The sequence below is a fragment of the Pseudomonas sp. RC4D1 genome (assembly GCF_018390395.1).
GTDB lineage: Bacteria > Pseudomonadota > Gammaproteobacteria > Pseudomonadales > Pseudomonadaceae > Aquipseudomonas > Aquipseudomonas danubii.
The window spans coordinates 536187-552781 of sequence record NZ_JAHBAW010000002.1 but is presented as its reverse complement, the minus strand read 5'-3'; the positions used below and the strand labels follow the sequence as shown (position 1 = coordinate 552781).

The window sequence follows — 16595 nt, the reverse complement described above, 5'->3', positions numbered from 1 at the left end:
GGCGGCGAATGGTACGTGGCCTGGCGGTGCTTTGAAAGCCTGCCGCTCAGGCGGTGAATCAGCCCACCAGGGCGATGTCCTGGGGTTTGGCCCAGGCTTCGATCAGTCGCTCTGGTGTGCAGCAGGTCTTGCGCTTGTAGACGAAGTTGCTGCACTTCTCGGCGAAGCCCTTGCGGTTTTGCACCATGTCCATGTGCATCTCTTCCAGCTCGACGTTGCGGCAGTGCTGCATCAACTGTGGGTCGGCGTCCAGCTTGCGTTGGCGCAGGTGCTGGTAGCGCGGGTCAGTGAGGACGCCATTGGCCCGTTGCAGCAGCCACAGGCCGAACTCGTCCGGGCAGCGCGGGCCGATCTCCTGGACCATGCCCATCTGCAGGGCCTGGAGGGCGCTGATGGGCAGGCAGGCTTCGGTCAGTTGCTTGGCCATGGCCTGGCCGACGGCGCGAGGCAGGCTGTAGGTCCAGTATTCGGAGCCGTACAGGCCCATGCTCTTGTAGTGCGGGTTGTACACGGTGTCGGCGCGGGCCAGGACCACGTCCGCGGCCAGGGCCAGCATCAGGCCGCCAGCGCCGGCATTGCCGGTCAGGCCGCTGACCACCAGTTGGCGGGCGGTGAGCAGTTCCAGGCAGACGTCGTCGATGGCCTGGATGTTGGCCCAGGCTTCCAGGCCCGGCACTTCAGCGGCCTGGATCACATTCAGGTGCACGCCGTTGCTGAAGGCACCGCGGCCGCCGCGTACCAGCAGCACCTGGGTGTCTCGGGCCTTGGCCCAACGCAGGGCGCTGACCAGGCGCTGGCATTGCTCAGTGCTCATGGCGCCGTTGTAGAACTCGAAGGTCAGCTCACCGACTCGGCCGGACTCGCGGTAGCGGATCGGTTGGTAGGCTTCGGTGCTGAACGGGCTGCTGGATACCGACCAGTCCAGCACCGGTACATCGGCCAGGCGTTCGCCGAGTACGTGGCGCGCCGGGCGCTTGAAGGTTTCCTCGCCGGGCTGGGGCTTGAGGCGCAGGGAGCCGATCCACAGGCTGTGATCACCGCAGGCCACCAGCACCGCATCGTCGTGCACCGCCAGCAGTTGCCCGGGCATGCCGGTGCGTGAATCCAGGTGGGCGTCGTAGACGTAGTACTGGCCGCCGGCGAGGCTGGCCAGGACGCCGGGCTGGCCATCAGCGGCGTCGATGCTGCGCTTGATGAACTGCGCGCTGTCGTGCCAGCTGAAGGTGCGGTCGCACTGCTTCATGTTCGGTTGCAGGCGGCCAAGCACCGCGGGGTTGTCGTAGTCCAGGGGCTCAGGACGGAAGCCGTTGCGGAATTTTTCCACCACGTCGCGGATGCAATGGATGGCGGCGTCGCTGACCAGGCCGTTGTACAGCTCGGATTTGCGCAGTCCGCTGGGCAGGTTGAATTCATGGGTCGACCAGATTGGCCCGGCGTCCATTTCTTCCACCGCCTGCAACGCGGTGACGCCCCAGCGCTTGAGCTCCTTGCTGATGGCCCAGTCCAGGGCGCTGGCACCACGGTCGCCGACGATGCCTGGGTGGATGATCACCACCGGACGCTTGGCGTTGCTCCACAGCTGCTGCGGTACCCGGTCCTTGAGGAACGGGCAGATCACCAGGTCGGCCTCGGCTTCTTCGATCTGCCGGCAGACCTCTTCTTCACCGGTGAACAGCACCACGCTGGGGCGGTGCCCGGCCTGGCGCAGGTCGAGCCAGGCCCGTTGGGTCAGACCGTTGAAGGCGGTGGACAGCAGGATGATCTTCAGTGATCGCATAAGCAGACTCTTCCGTGAGTGATAGCGGTGTGGCAAAGGGCTCCGGCTGTGCCGTCCCTGGCCGCGATGGAGGCGCAAGAGTAGAGGGGGGGGGCGAGGCACAAACTGACCGAGATCAATCAAGCGTGCGGCCGGAAGACTGAGCCGCCCAGTGGTATTGATCCAGGGCAAAGCGGCGGGCTAGAGGCGTTGCGTGGTGCAGAAACGACAAATCCCGCCTCAGGGGCGGGATTTGTCTACAGCCGGACCTTGCGGGGTCTTAGGCTGGGAACAGCTCGCTCAGTTTCATGGCCAGCATCATGTCGCCTTCGGCGCGCAGTTTGCCGCCCATGAAGGCTTGCATGCCGTCGGTTTCGCCGCTGACGATACCGTCCAGGGTTTCACCGTCCATCACCAGGGTGACTTGTGCGTCTGGGTTCTCGCCTTCCTTGAGTTCACAGGTGCTGTCCTTGACGACCAGCGAGAAATGCTTGGAATCATCGATGCGGAAACCGAAAACCAGGTCCAGGCCGGCAGCGGCAGCTGGGTTGAACTTGGCTTGCATGGCTTGTACGGCGTCAGCTACGGAGGTCATGGTTCGATCCTTTTATGGGTGGTTACAGCAATGGTCACAGTAAGCCGGGCTCAACGGAAAGTGATGAGCTCCGGAGCCTTCAACAGTTGCAGATGGGCATGACCGTTGAAGGAAGCCAAAGACACCTCGCGCCCGCGGAACTTCAGCTGGTTGAGCGAGGTGTTGACGATTTGCCAATTCAGTTCGAACGCCTGCTGGGCAGGTATCTGGGTGATCAGGTGCAGCAGGGCAGTGATGGTGCCGCCGGAGGTGAACACGGCAATCTTGTGCTGGTTGTCCGCTGCTTCGAGAATCCGCTGCAGACCGCCCTGGACGCGCTCGACGAATCCCAGCCAGCTTTCCAGCCCGGGAGGATCGTAGGTGCCGGCCAGCCAGCGTTGGATGATCAGGGCGAAGATGCGTTGGAACTCGGCGCGGTTCTGCGCGGCGTTACGCAGGATGTTCAGGGCTTCGGGTTCCTGGGGCAACAGGTCTGGGAGCAGGGCGCGGATGATGGCATCGGCGTCGAACTCGTTGAAGGCTGAATCGATTTCCAATGGCGGGTGGTCAAACCCGGCGGCGCTCATCTGTTCCATCGCGGCCTGCGCGGTGTGCTGCTGGCGCCGCAGGTCGCCGGACAGGCAGCGATCAAAGCTGACGCCCAGCGCCGCCAGATGCTCGCCGAGCACGGCAGCCTGGCGCACGCCGGTGGCAGACAGCACGTCGTAGTCGTCTGCACCGAAAGAGGCTTGACCATGTCGAATCAAATAGATGCTGCCCACGTCCGTGTCGTCCCGGTACGTTGAAAGTTTTGCGAGGTTATGAGGATGCCAGTGAGCTGTCAATGAAAAAACATACGCTTGTTTGAAATGCTTGTTGGAGCCTCGTAACACGAGGTTTCGCGACTGGTGGCCGACCGGTCGCGCCGGTATGCTTGAGCCCATTGCGCTGCTGGTTGGCAGCGGTTCATGTTTGAGGAGTCCCTGTGGAGTTTTTCGCCGAATACGCCAGTTTTCTGGCCAAGACCGTGACCCTGGTGGTCGCCATCCTGGTGGTGCTGATCACTGCCGCTGCGCTGCGCAGCAAGGGCCGCCGCAAAGGCACCGGGCAGTTGCAGGTCAGCAAGCTGAATGATTTCTACAAGGACCTGCGCGAGCGCCTGGAGCAGAGCCTGCTGGACAAGGATCAGCTCAAGGCCCTGCGCAAGGCCCAGGGCAAGACCGAGAAGAAACAGAAGAAACAACCGGCCGAGGCCAAGCCCCGGGTGTTCGTGCTGGATTTCAATGGTGATATCAAGGCCTCGGCGACCGAAGGCCTGCGCCATGAAATCACCGCCTTGCTGAGCCTGGCCACGCCCAAGGATGAAGTGGTGCTGCGTCTGGAAAGTGGTGGCGGCATGGTGCACAGCTATGGTCTGGCTTCGTCGCAACTGGCGCGTATTCGCCAGGCCGGGGTGCCGCTGACCGTGTGCATCGACAAGGTCGCGGCCAGCGGCGGCTACATGATGGCGTGCATCGGCGAGAAGATTATCAGTGCGCCGTTCGCCATCCTCGGTTCCATTGGCGTGGTGGCGCAGTTGCCCAACGTCAATCGACTGCTGAAGAAACACGACATCGATTTTGAAGTGCTCACCGCCGGCGAGTACAAGCGCACCCTGACGGTGTTTGGCGAAAACACCGAGAAGGGCCGGGAGAAGTTCCAGGAAGACCTGGACGTGACCCATCAGTTGTTCAAGAACTTCGTGTCCCGCTATCGCCCGCAATTGGCCATTGATGAAGTGGCCACCGGTGAAGTCTGGCTGGGCGTGGCAGCGCAGGAGAAGCTGCTGGTGGACGAGCTGAAAACCAGCGATGAGTACCTGGCCGACAAGGCCAAGAATGCCGAGGTGTTCCACCTGCACTATGCCGAGCGCAAGAGCTTGCAGGAGCGTGTCGGGCTGGCGGCCAGCGGTTCCATCGACCGCGTGCTGCTGACCTGGTGGAGCCGCCTGACCCAGCAGCGTTTCTGGTAAGCCCCGAATTGCAGGCACCGGCTCCTACGGTGGAAGTGGTAGGCGGCACAAAAAAAGCCCTGAACCGGGAAACCGGTTCAGGGCTTTTTGTTGGCGCCAGGGCTTAGCGGCGACGGAACAGCGGCAGCGGTTCGTCAGTGGCGGCCTGGTAGGTCACCGAGAAGTCCTTGAGACTTTCCAGGGCTTCGTAGGGGTCCTTGTCGGCCCGCAGCGCGTAGGCGTCGAAGCCGCAGCGGTGCAGGTAAAACAGCTGGTCGCGCAACACGTCGCCAATCGCTCGCAGTTCGCCTTTGTAGCCATAACGGTCACGCAGCAGGCGGGCGTTGGAGTAGTTGCGGCCATCGGTAAAGGCCGGGAAGTTCAGGGCAATCACCTGGAAATGCTCGACGTCGTCACCGATTTCCTCGGCTTCTTCGTCCGCATCCAGCCACACGCCCAGGCCGCCATCGCGAGCCTTGAGGGCATGGGCGTGATCGCGCCACAGGGCCAGCGGCACGATCAGGTCGTCGCAGTTGGAGATGCCGTCGAGGGTCGCGTCCTTGGGCAGCAGGTGCCAGGTTTCGTCGATGACCTCGTTGTTCTTAATGATTCGCTGCATAGACGCGCTCCTTGAAGAGGTCGATGCCAATACGTTGATAGGTGTCGATGAAGCGTTCGTCTTCGGTACGTTGTTCCACGTACACGTCGATCAGCTTCGAGATCACGTCGGGCATGTCGTCCTGGGCGAAGGACGGGCCGAGGATCTTGCCCAGGCTGGCGTCGCGGCTGGCGCTGCCGCCCAGGGACACCTGGTAGAACTCCTCGCCTTTCTTGTCCACACCGAGGATGCCGATGTGGCCCACGTGGTGGTGACCACAGGCGTTCATGCAGCCGGAGATGTTCAGGTCCAGCTCGCCGATGTCGAACAGGTAGTCCAGGTCGTCGAAGCGGCGCTGGATGGATTCGGCGATCGGGATCGACTTGGCGTTGGCCAGGGAGCAGAAGTCGCCGCCCGGGCAGCAGATGATGTCGGTCAAAAGGCCGATGTTCGGCGTGGCAAAGCCGTTTTCACGCAGCTCGCCCCACAGGGTGAACAGTTGGCTTTGCTCGACGTCCGCCAGAATCACGTTTTGCTCGTGGGACGTGCGCAGTTGGCCGAAGCTGTAGCGGTCGGCCAGATCGGCGATGGCGTCGAACTGCTTGTCGGTGACATCCCCAGGCGCTACGCCGGTGGGTTTGAGCGACAGGGTGACGGCGACATAACCCGGCTTCTTATGGGCCAGGGTATTGCGTGCGCGCCAGCGGGCGAAACCGGGGTGCTCTTTGTCCAGGGCAGCCAGTTCGCTGTCCTGGTTGCTCAGGCTCTTGTAGTCAGGGTCGACGAAGTGCTTGGCCACACGGTGCACTTCGGCTTCGGTCAGGGTGGTCTGGCCGCCGCGCAGGTGGACCATTTCCGCCTCGACCTTCTCGGCGAACACTTCCGGCGTCAGGGCCTTGACCAGGATCTTGATCCGCGCCTTGTACTTATTGTCACGACGGCCATAGCGGTTGTAGACCCGCAGGATGGCGTCGAGGTAGCTCAACAGGTCCTGCCAGGGCAGGAACTCGTTGATGAAGGCGCCGACCACCGGGGTACGGCCCAGACCGCCACCGACCAGCACGCGGAAACCCAGCTCGCCGGCAGCGTTGTACACCGGCTCCAGGCCAATGTCGTGGACCTCGATGGCTGCGCGGTCGGAAGTCGAGCCGTTGATGGCGATCTTGAACTTGCGCGGCAGATAGGCGAATTCGGGGTGGAAGGTGGTCCATTGACGGACGATCTCGCACCAGGGGCGCGGGTCGATCAACTCGTCGGCGGCGACACCGGCAAACTGGTCGGTGGTGACGTTACGCAGGCAGTTGCCGCTGGTCTGGATGGCGTGCATCTGCACGGTGGCCAGCTCGGCCAGGATGTCCGGCACGTCTTCCAGGGCTGGCCAGTTGAACTGCACGTTTTGCCGGGTGCTGATGTGCGCATAGCCCTTGTCGTAGTCGCGGGCGATCTTGGCCATCATCCGCGCCTGGCGCGAGGTCAATTGGCCGTAAGGCACGGCTACCCGCAGCATTGGGGCAAAACGTTGGATATAAAGGCCATTCTGCAGGCGCAGGGGACGGAATTCCTCTTCGCTCAGCTCGCCTGCCAGATAGCGTCGGGTCTGATCACGGAACTGCTTGACGCGGTCCTCGATGATCCGCTGATCGTACTCGTCGTATACGTACATATAGGTCCAGTTCTCAGGCTACAGGTGGCGCCAAAGCGCACTTGGCAAATACTGCGGTGAACGGCTTCGGTACGTTGCTTCGACTGGCGTCGACCGGGGCTTGTCGCCGGTTTCACCTCGTCCTGCCTTCGTTCTCGCTCAACCCCACCCATGTAAGCAAATCTGCGCGCACGGCCGCGCACTCCGGTCGGAGCCGCCGAACGATACCAGTTTGTGGTTATGCGCAAAAGTGATGTTTGAGTATATGCAAAGAACCAAAACGACTAACGGTAGGGGTATATGAGTATCCACATTTGAGGTGGGGACAATCCTGGTCTTAACTGTGGTCGTGTCTTTGAGCAGTCACCGACAAAATCTACTAGAGGCGATGCTATGAGCCATCCAACCAAAGTAAGGAAAAGTGACAGTAGCGTTGATGCTTGGGCCATTCTCTTTCTGATCATACTGGTCGTGGGTACGGCCGTGTTTTGGGTCAGCCACCAGTAGTCGAGCGTAAAAGAAGAGCCCGAATTGTCGGACAATCAGGACAATTTGCCGCCGTTGGCCAGCAATTTGCCAGTTATACTGCCTGGGATAATCCAGGGGCTCTTTTCACAATGTTCAAGGTTCTGTGCAAGTGGGTGATATGTCTGAGTTTGCCGTTCTGGGCGGTGGCTCAAGCAACGTCGGTGGTGTTTCTCAACCCCGGTAATTCAACGGAAACCTTCTGGGTCAGTTATTCGCGGTTCATGCAGGCAGCCGCCCGGGATCTGGGCATGGACCTGCAAATTCTCTATGGCGAACGCAATCCCCAGAACTCTCTCGATCAGGCTCGGGAGCTGTTTCAGCGAGCGCAAAAGCCCGATTACCTGATATTGGTCAACGAACAGTATGTCGCTCCGCAGATCCTGCGCATGTCTCAGGGTTCCGGGGTCAAGCTGTTTATCGTCAACAGCCCACTGACCGAGGATCAGCGGGCGTTGATCCGCCAAAGTCGCAGCAGTTACTCCGATTGGATCGGCAGCATGATGAGCAACGATGAAGAGGCCGGTTATCGGATGCTCAAGGAGTTGTTGCGCCAGCATGGCCCTTTGCCTGCCGGGCAAACAATCGATTTGCTGGCCTTTTCCGGGGTGAAAGTCACACCGGCGGCGCAGTTGCGCGAGCAAGGGCTGCACCGGGCCCTGGCGGAAAATCCTCAGGTGCGTCTGCGCCAGCTCGTGTATGGCGAATGGAACCGGCAGCGGGCGCACGAACAAGCACAACAGCTGCTGCAGCGCTATCCACAGACGCAACTGATCTGGTCGGCTAACGACGAAATGGCTCTGGGGGCCATGCAGGCGGCCCGGGAGTTGGGCCGCAAGCCGGGGCGCGATCTGCTGTTCAGTGGACTCAACAGTTCGCCCGAAGCCTTGCAGGCATTGATCGACGGGGAGTTGTCGGTGCTGATGGCCGGACATTTCACCAGCGGCGGCTGGGCCCTGGTGGCCCTGCATGATGATGCGCTGGGGCTCGATGCCCGACGTCTGGGAGGGCCGGACTGGCATTTGTCGCTGTTCCAGTCATTGACCCGTGACCAGGCCCGGCAACTAATGCGCCTGGGCGATCAGGTCGGTGCCCGGGTCGATTTTCGCGGGCTGTCCGCCCAAGGCAAGCCGGACAGCTACCGCTATCCCTTCAGTTTGCAGCTGCTGCTGCACTGACGCCGTTTCAGACTCCCGCCAGGTGCATCGCCAGGTTGGCGATACCCAGCAGCACCAGCACGAACAGGGTGGTAAAGAGAATGCCCAGCACGATGAAGTGACTGGGTTTGCCGTGACTGAAGTCCCGGGCGCGATTTTTCCCGCTTTGTACGCCGAAGGCGGCCGCCAGCACGCTTTGCAGCATCTGCAGGAAGGTTGGGGGCTGATTGTCGCTGCTTGGATCGTCCATAAATCCCTCGACACGGTTGGGTGTCAACAGAGCATAGACAATGTCGCCTGTGATGGCGGGCTGGTGTAGGAGCCGGCGGGCCGGCTCCTACAGAGTCTGAGTCAGTTGTCGTAGCCCAGGTTCGGCGCCAGCCAGCGTTCGCTTACGGCCAGGTCCTGGCCCTTGCGCTCGGTGTAGCTCTGCACCTGGTCCTTGTCGACCTTGCCCACCGCAAAGTACTGCGCCTGCGGGTGGGCGAAGTACCAGCCGCTGACTGCAGCCGCCGGGAACATGGCGAAGTGTTCGGTGAGGAACACGCCACTGCGGCCGGCGCGGCCTTCGCTGGCCTCGGGATCGAGCAGGGCGAACAGGGTGCTCTTCTCGGTGTGATCCGGGCAGGCCGGATAACCCGGGGCAGGGCGGATACCGCTGTACTGCTCCTTGATCAGCGCCTCGTTGTCCAGCTGCTCATCCTGGGCATAACCCCAGTAGTCTTTACGCACCTGCTGGTGCAGCCACTCGGCGCAGGCTTCGGCCAGGCGATCGGCCAGGGCCTTGACCATGATCGAGTTGTAGTCGTCGCCGGCATCCTGGTAGGCCTTGGCCACTTCCTCGGCGCCGATCCCGGCGGTGGTAATGAAGCCGCCGACATAGTCAGTGATGCCGCTGTCCTTGGGCGCGACGAAGTCGGCCAGAGAGAAGTTCGGCTTGCCGTCAGTCTTGATGATCTGCTGGCGCAGGTGATGCAGGCGGGCCAGGGGCTGGCCGTCTTCGCCGTAGACTTCCAGGTCGTCGTCCTGCACCTGGTTGGCCGGCCAGAAGCCGAATACCGCCCGGGCGCTGATCAGTTTTTCATTGATCAGCTTGTCGAGCATCTCCCGGGCGTCCTTATACAGGGCGGTGGCGGCTTCACCGACCACTTCGTCTTCGAGGATGCGCGGGTACTTGCCGGCCAGGTCCCAGGAGATGAAGAACGGCGTCCAGTCGATGTACTCGGCCAGCACCTTGAGGTCGATGTTGTCCAGCACCCGGGCGCCGGTGAAGGTTGGCTTGACCGGCTGGTAGTTGGCCCAGTCGAACTGTGGCTTCTTGGCGATGGCTGCGGCGTAGCTCAGGCGCTCGGTACGGGCGCTGCGGTTGGCGGTACGCTCGCGCACCTCCACGTACTCCTCCCGGGTCTTCTCGACGAAGCCAGCCTTGAGCTCCTTGGACAGCAACTGGGTGGCCACGCCCACGGCGCGGGAGGCGTCGGTGACGTAGACCACCGCGTCATTGCTGTACTTGGGCTCGATCTTCACTGCGGTGTGGGCCTTGGAGGTGGTGGCGCCACCGATCATCAGCGGCAGGTGGAAGTCCTGGCGCTGCATCTCGCGGGCGACGTGGACCATCTCGTCCAGGGACGGAGTGATCAGCCCGGACAGGCCGATGATGTCGCACTTCTGCTCCTTGGCCACCTGGAGGATCTTCTCCGCCGGCACCATCACCCCGAGGTCGACGATGTCGTAGCCGTTGCAGCCCAGGACCACGCCGACGATGTTCTTGCCGATGTCGTGCACATCGCCTTTTACCGTGGCCATGAGGATCTTGCCCTTGGCCTCCGGCTTGTCGCCTTTCTCCAGTTCGATGAACGGAATCAGGTGGGCTACTGCCTGTTTCATCACTCGGGCGGATTTCACCACCTGGGGCAGGAACATCTTGCCGGCGCCAAACAGGTCGCCGACCACGTTCATGCCGGACATCAGCGGGCCTTCGATCACTTCGATCGGGCGGCTGAAACTCAGGCGCGACTCTTCGGTGTCTTCGACGATATGGCTGGTGATGCCCTTGACCAGGGCGTGCTCCAGGCGCTTGTTGACGTCCCAGTTGCGCCATTCCTCGGTTTCCGCTTCCTTGACGCTGCCATCGCCCTTGAACTGGTCGGCGATGGCCAGCAGCGCGTCGGTGCCGTTTGGCGTGCGGTTGAGCACCACGTCTTCTACGGCATCGCGCAGCTGCTGTGGGATCTGGTCGTAGATCTCCAACTGGCCGGCGTTGACGATGCCCATGGTCAGGCCGTTGCGGATCGCGTACAGCAGGAACACCGAGTGGATCGCCTCACGCACCGGGTTGTTGCCGCGGAACGAGAACGACACGTTGGACACGCCGCCGGAGCTCAGGGCGTAGGGCAGTTCATCGCGGATGTAGGCGCAGGCGTTGATGAAGTCCACCGCGTAGTTGTTGTGTTCCTCGATGCCGGTGGCCACGGCGAAGATGTTCGGGTCGAAGATGATGTCTTCCGGCGGGAAGCCCACTTCATTGACCAGGATGTCGTAGGAGCGCTTGCAGATTTCCTTCTTGCGCGCCTCGGTGTCGGCCTGGCCGACCTCGTCGAAGGCCATCACCACAACGGCGGCGCCGTAGCGCTTGCACAACTTGGCGTGGTGAATGAACTGCTCGACGCCTTCTTTCATGCTGATGGAGTTGACGATGCCCTTGCCCTGGATGCACTTGAGGCCGGCTTCGATCACTTCCCACTTGGAGGAGTCGATCATGATCGGTACGCGGGAGATGTCCGGCTCGCCGGCGATCAGATTGAGGAAGGTGACCATGGCCTTCTTCGAATCCAGCATCCCTTCGTCCATGTTGATGTCGATCACCTGGGCGCCGGCTTCCACCTGCTGCAGGGCGACTTCCAGGGCCTCGGTGTAGTTGTCCTCGCGGATCAGCCGGGCGAACTTGGCCGAACCGGTGATGTTGGTGCGCTCACCAACGTTCACGAACAGCGAGTTGCGATCGATGGTGAAGGGCTCCAGGCCCGACAGGCGGCAGGCCTTGGGAATGTCCGGGATCTGTCGCGGGGCATAACCGGCCACGGCTTTGGCGATGGCGGCAATGTGCCCCGGGGTGGTGCCGCAGCAGCCGCCGACGATATTCAGGAAGCCGCTCTGGGCGAATTCCTCGATGACCTTGGCGGTTTGCTCCGGCAGTTCGTCGTATTCGCCGAATTCGTTGGGCAGGCCGGCGTTGGGGTGCGCCGAGACGTGGGTGCTGGCCTTGTTCGACAGCTCTTCCAGGTACGGACGCAGCTCGCTGGCGCCCAGGGCGCAGTTCAGGCCCACCGAGATCGGCTTGGCGTGGGCCACGGAGTTCCAGAAGGCCTCGGTGGTCTGGCCCGACAGGGTACGGCCGGAGGCATCGGTGATGGTCCCGGAAATCATGATCGGCAGCTCGACGCCCAACTCCTCGAACACGCCCTGCACGGCGAAGATCGCCGCCTTGGCGTTCAAGGTGTCGAAGATGGTCTCGATCAGGATCAGGTCGGCGCCGCCTTCGATCAGGCCCTTGGTGGACTCGGTGTAGTTCTCCACCAGTTCATCGAAGGTGACGTTGCGGTAGCCGGGGTTGTTGACGTCGGGCGACAGCGAGCAGGTACGGCTGGTCGGGCCCAGGACGCCGGCGACGAAGCGCGGCTTGTCCGGGTTCTCCTGGGTCTTGGCGTCGGCCACCTTGCGGGCCAGGCGTGCGCCCTCTACGTTTAATTCGTAGGCCAGTTCTTCCATGCCGTAATCGGCCATGGAAATGCGCGTGGCGTTGAAGGTGTTGGTTTCCAGGATGTCGGCGCCGGCATCCAGATAGGCTTTTTCGATGCCACCGATCACGTCCGGACGGGTGATCACCAGCAGGTCGTTGTTACCCTTGACGTCGCTGGGCCAGTCGGCGAAACGCTTGCCACGGTAGTCCTGTTCTTCGAGCTTGTAGCTCTGGATCATGGTGCCCATGCCGCCATCGAGAATCAGAATGCGCTCTTTGAGGGCTTGCTGGAGAGCGTGGAGGCGAGCACTGCGATCAGACATGAGAACTACCTGGTAGGGCCATAACGAAGGGCGTGGATCATAGCAAACCTGCATGGATTTGCGGCATGTACGGGTTTTACATGAATATCGCTCATGTTGGTCGTGGGGCGAGATCGGTAGAATTGCGGCGTTTTTTCTTTCGGGACCAGGGACATGCCGTTTCGTTTTATCGTCAGCAGCGCGCTGCTGCTTCTCAGTTCAGTGTGTATGGCCCAAGGTCCGGCTCCGGCGATTTCCTACACCCGCGACATCCAGCCGATCTTCACCGAGAAGTGCGTGGCCTGTCATGCCTGCTACGACTCCGCCTGTCAGCTCAACCTGGGCAGCGGCGAAGGGGCCGGTCGCGGTGCCTCGAAGATTCCGGTGTACGACGGCGAGCGGAGTCAGGCGCAGGCGCCTACCCGGCTGTTCTATGACGCCAGCGGCAAGGCGGCCTGGCAGCGCCATGGGTTTTTTTCGGTGCTCGACGCCCAGGGCAGCCAGGCCGCACTGATGGCGCGCATGCTCGAACTCGGTCATCGCACCCCGCTGCAGCCTAATGCCAAGTTGCCCAGCGAGATCGTCCTGGGCCTGAGCCGGGAGAACATGTGCCCGCAGCCGGCGGAGTTCGACGCCTATGCCGGTGCGCACCCGAAAGAGGGCATGCCCCTGGCGGTCACCGGTCTCACCGAGCAGCAATACCAGACCCTGCAACGCTGGTTGGCCTCCGGTGCGCCCATCGACGAGCAGGGCCTGGCCCCCAGTGCCCGGGAAAGCCTGCAAGTGGCCCAGTGGGAGAACCTGCTCAACGCCCCCGGCGCTCGGGAAAGCCTGGTGGCGCGCTGGCTCTACGAACACTGGTTCCTGGCCCACATCTATTTCGAAGGCGGCGAGCCGGGGCACTTCTTCCAGTGGGTGCGCTCGCGGACCCCCAGCGGCCAGCCCATTGACCTGATCAACACCCGGCGCCCCAACGACGACCCGGGCACCCAGGTGTATTACCGCCTGTGGCCGGTGCAAGGGGTGATCGTGCACAAGACCCACATCACCTACCCGCTGAGCGCGGCGAAGATGGCCCGGGTCAAGACCCTGTTCTACAGCGGCGACTGGCAGGTCAGCGCCTTGCCGGGCTACGGACCAGGGCGCCGGGCCAACCCGTTTGAAACCTTCGAAGCGATTCCGGCCAAGGCCCGCTACCAGTTTATGCTCGATAACGCCGAATACTTCGTGCGCACCTTCATTCGTGGCCCGGTGTGCCGCGGGCAGATCGCCACCGATGTGATCCGCGACAACTTCTGGGCGCTGTTCCAGGCCCCGGAACACGATCTGTACATCACCGATCCGGCCTATCGCGGCCAAGCCACACCGCTGTTGGCCATGCCCGGGCAGAACGACGATGTCGGCAGCGTGCTCAGCCTGTGGCTGTCCTATCGCGACAAGCGCAACGAGTACGAAGCCCTGCGCCGCGACTTCTATGCCGACTCTCCGGCCCCCAGCTGGTCGACCCTGTGGGCCGGCAACGACAACGCGCTGCTGAGCATCTTCCGCCACTTCGACAGTGCTTCGGTGAGCAAGGGCCTGATCGGCGAGGTGCCGCAGACGATGTGGCTGTTCGATTACCCGCTGCTGGAGCGCACCTATTATCAGCTGGCGGTGAATTTTGACGTGTTCGGCAACGTCTCCCACCAGGCCCAGACCCGGTTGTACTTCGACCTGATCCGCAACGGTGCCGAGCAGAACTTCCTGCGCCTGATGCCCGCTGGCAGCCGTGAGGATTTCCTCGACGATTGGTACCAGAACAGCGGCAAGTTCAAGATGTGGCTGGATTACGAGTCCATCGACGACGACAAGCGCAGCGCCCTGAAACTGGACCCCAAGGACCCGAAGAAAGACTTCGCCCATCAGTTGCTGACGCGCTATGGCGAGCTCAACGCCAAGCCGGACCCAATCAATCGCTGTGACAGTGCCTATTGCTCGCGGCCCAATATCGACCCGGCGTTGCAGGATGCCGATCAGGCCCTGAGCCGCCTGGCGTCGCGTCCGGCAGCGGGACTCAAGGTCATCGAACAGTTGCCGGAAGCCACCTTGCTGCGGGTCCAGGCCCCGAGCGGCAAGCGCGAGTTCTACAGCATGCTGCGCAATCGCGCCCACAGTAACGTGGCCTTCATGCTGGGCGAGTCGCTACGCTATCAGCCGGGCCTGGACACCCTGACCATTTTTCCGGGCATTCTCAGCAGTTATCCGAACTTCATGTTCAACGTTCCGAGCGAGCAGGTGCCGGCATTTGTCCAGGCCATGCAAGCGGCCAGGGACGCCGCCGGCTTCGAGAAGATCGTCGATCGCTGGGGGATTCGCCGCAGTCATCCGCAGTTCTGGCAGTACTTCCACGACCAGACCCGTTATCTGCAGGAAGTCGACCCGGTCGAGGCCGGAGTCATGGACATGAACCGTTACGAAAACCTCTGATACAGGGCCGCTATCTGTCCTCGGGGCGCCCGCTGGCGGGCCCCGGGGAAGCCCTATACCAAGGTCTATCCCGACAAAAATACTAGGACTTTGTCAGCGGCGTCGATTGGCGTAAACTGCGCCCACGTCTGCGAGGAACCACCATGAGCGCCATAACCATTACCGACGCCGCCCACGATTATCTGGCTGATCTGCTATCCAAGCAGAACACCCCGGGGATTGGCATCCGCATCTTCATTACCCAGCCAGGGACTCAGTACGCCGAGACCTGCATCGCCTATTGCAAGCCGGGCGAAGAGAAACCCGAAGACAAGGCCCTTGGCCTGAAGAGCTTCACCGCCTACATCGACGCCTTCAGCGAAGGTTTCCTCGATGACGCGGTGGTCGACTACGCCACCGACCGCATGGGCGGCCAGCTGACCATCAAGGCGCCCAACGCCAAGGTGCCGATGGTCAATGCCGACAGTCCGGTCAACGAACGCATCAACTACTACCTGCAAACCGAGATCAACCCGGGGCTGGCCAGCCACGGCGGTCAGGTCAGCCTGATCGACGTCGTTGACGACGGCATCGCCGTGCTGCAATTCGGTGGCGGTTGCCAGGGTTGCGGCCAGGCCGACGTGACCTTGAAGGAAGGTATCGAGCGCACCCTGCTCGAGCGCATCCCCGAGCTTAAGGGCGTGCGCGACGTCACCGACCACACGCAGAAAGAAAACGCCTACTACTAAGGCGTTCGCTGCGAACAAAAAACGGCGCCGCGTGAGCGCCGTTTTTTTATGCCCGCAAACCAGCGCCTCCCGAAATAAGCCTCCGCAGGAGCCGGCTTGCCGGCGAAAGGGCCCTTGAGCCTTGCGCCAATCCCGAGATCGCCTTCGCTGGCAAGCCAGCTCCTACAAGGCGTCCAGCGCGCCAACATAGGGGGTTCAACCACGTAGGAGCTGGCTTGCCGGCGAATGGGCCCTCAAGCCTTGCACGATGCCAAGACCGCCTTCGCTGGCAAGCCAGCCCCTACATAGGGTGTGTGTCAGGGGCGATAGAGGTGCGCGTGCCCGGCGCGGTACAGCGATGATTCGCTGAACGCGTCCGTGGCCAGCACCCGGCCCACCAGGATTAGCGCCGTGCGCCGGAAACCCTTGGCCGCGACTTTATCGGCAATGTCCGCCAGGGTGCCCAGGACCCAGTCCTGGTCCGGCCAGGTGGCTCGGTGTACCACGGCAATCGGGCAGTCGGCGCCGTAGTGCGGCAGCAGCTCTGTGACTATCTTCTCCAGGTGGTTGACCCCCAGGTGAATCGCCATGGTGGCGCCGTGGGCCGCGAGGCTAGCGAATTCTTCGCCGGCCGGCATGGCGGTCTTGTCCGCATAGCGGGTCAGGATCACGCTTTGGGACACATCCGGCAGGGTCAATTCGGCTCCCAGCAGGGCGGCACAGGCGGCGGTGGCGGTGACGCCAGGGATGATCTCGAAGGGAATACCCAGCTCCCGCAGGCAGCGAATCTGCTCGCCAATGGCGCCATACAGGCTCGGATCACCGGAATGTACCCGGGCTACATCCTGACCCTGGTCGTGCGCGTGCTTGATCGCCTCGATGATCTGTTCCAGATGCAGCTCGGCGCTGTTGATCACTCGTATCGCGCTGTGGCCTTCGAGGACAGCCTCGGGCACCAGCGAGCCGGCGTAGATGATCACCGGGCAGCGATGGATCAGGCGCTGGCCCTTGACCGTGATCAGTTCCGGATCGCCGGGACCGGCACCGATGAAATAGACAGTCATGGCTGTGTCCTGTGAAAAAGGGGCTGGAGCCAGCTTCAAATGAAGATTGCTCATGATCAAGGCGGCGGATTATCG

General features: G+C 62.2%; 12 protein-coding genes. 4 read left to right on the top strand and 8 right to left on the bottom strand.

The window, feature by feature from the left end; all coding sequences use genetic code 11:
• Positions 1-58 precede the first annotated feature (58 nt).
• The 3 genes from KHO49_RS18260 to KHO49_RS18250 form a co-directional block, all read right to left on the bottom strand.
• Positions 59-1777 (bottom strand): hydrogenase maturation protein, encoded by a 1719-nt coding sequence (locus KHO49_RS18260; protein ID WP_213665579.1) that lies wholly within the window; start codon positions 1775-1777, stop codon positions 59-61.
• A gap of 259 nt (positions 1778-2036) precedes the next feature.
• Complete coding sequence (locus tag KHO49_RS18255; RefSeq protein ID WP_011061945.1) at positions 2037-2351, bottom strand: SCP2 sterol-binding domain-containing protein; 315 nt, start codon at positions 2349-2351, stop codon at positions 2037-2039.
• Positions 2352-2401: 50 nt separating this feature from the next.
• Positions 2402-3112, bottom strand: a complete 711-nt coding sequence (locus KHO49_RS18250; protein WP_213665578.1) for a histidine phosphatase family protein — start codon at positions 3110-3112, stop codon at positions 2402-2404.
• A 203-nt stretch (positions 3113-3315) separates the two neighbouring features.
• Between KHO49_RS18250 and sohB the strand changes: the two genes are divergently transcribed.
• Entirely contained in the window at positions 3316-4341 is a 1026-nt protein-coding gene (gene sohB / locus KHO49_RS18245; protein WP_102864875.1) for a protease SohB, read from the top strand.
• A gap of 103 nt (positions 4342-4444) precedes the next feature.
• Here the strand turns inward: sohB and KHO49_RS18240 are convergent, their stop codons facing one another.
• Positions 4445-4939, bottom strand: coding sequence for a DUF934 domain-containing protein (locus tag KHO49_RS18240; protein ID WP_016966421.1), 495 nt, complete (start codon positions 4937-4939; stop codon positions 4445-4447).
• The gene (locus KHO49_RS18235) at positions 4923-6581 is read right to left on the bottom strand and encodes a nitrite/sulfite reductase (protein WP_213665577.1); all 1659 of its coding nucleotides are present in this window, start codon (positions 6579-6581) and stop codon (positions 4923-4925) included. The genes KHO49_RS18240 and KHO49_RS18235 overlap by 17 nt, the downstream gene beginning before the upstream one ends.
• Positions 6582-7177: 596 nt before the next feature.
• Between KHO49_RS18235 and KHO49_RS18230 the strand changes: the two genes are divergently transcribed.
• On the top strand, positions 7178-8263 hold the full coding sequence (locus KHO49_RS18230; RefSeq protein WP_170003515.1) for an ABC transporter substrate-binding protein: 1086 nt from the start codon (positions 7178-7180) through the stop codon (positions 8261-8263).
• 7 nt (positions 8264-8270) lie between these two features.
• On the opposite strand, the gene KHO49_RS18225 is transcribed toward KHO49_RS18230, so the two are convergent.
• Both KHO49_RS18225 and metH read right to left on the bottom strand, forming a co-directional pair.
• Positions 8271-8492: a DUF2970 domain-containing protein gene (locus KHO49_RS18225; protein WP_102864877.1), complete on the bottom strand. Its 222-nt coding sequence runs from the start codon at positions 8490-8492 to the stop codon at positions 8271-8273.
• Between the two features lie 101 nt (positions 8493-8593).
• Entirely contained in the window at positions 8594-12304 is a 3711-nt protein-coding gene (metH, locus tag KHO49_RS18220; RefSeq protein WP_213665576.1) for a methionine synthase, read from the bottom strand.
• 153 nt (positions 12305-12457) lie between these two features.
• On the opposite strand from metH, the gene KHO49_RS18215 reads away from it, so the two are divergent.
• Positions 12458-14749: a fatty acid cis/trans isomerase gene (locus KHO49_RS18215; RefSeq protein WP_213665575.1), complete on the top strand. Its 2292-nt coding sequence runs from the start codon at positions 12458-12460 to the stop codon at positions 14747-14749.
• Between the two features lie 143 nt (positions 14750-14892).
• Positions 14893-15477 (top strand): Fe-S biogenesis protein NfuA, encoded by a 585-nt coding sequence (gene nfuA, locus KHO49_RS18210; protein WP_102864880.1) that lies wholly within the window; start codon positions 14893-14895, stop codon positions 15475-15477.
• A 296-nt stretch (positions 15478-15773) separates the two neighbouring features.
• Here the strand turns inward: nfuA and cobM are convergent, their stop codons facing one another.
• Positions 15774-16520, bottom strand: coding sequence for a precorrin-4 C(11)-methyltransferase (gene cobM, locus KHO49_RS18205; protein WP_102864881.1), 747 nt, complete (start codon positions 16518-16520; stop codon positions 15774-15776).
• Between the last annotated feature and the right edge of the window lie 75 nt (positions 16521-16595).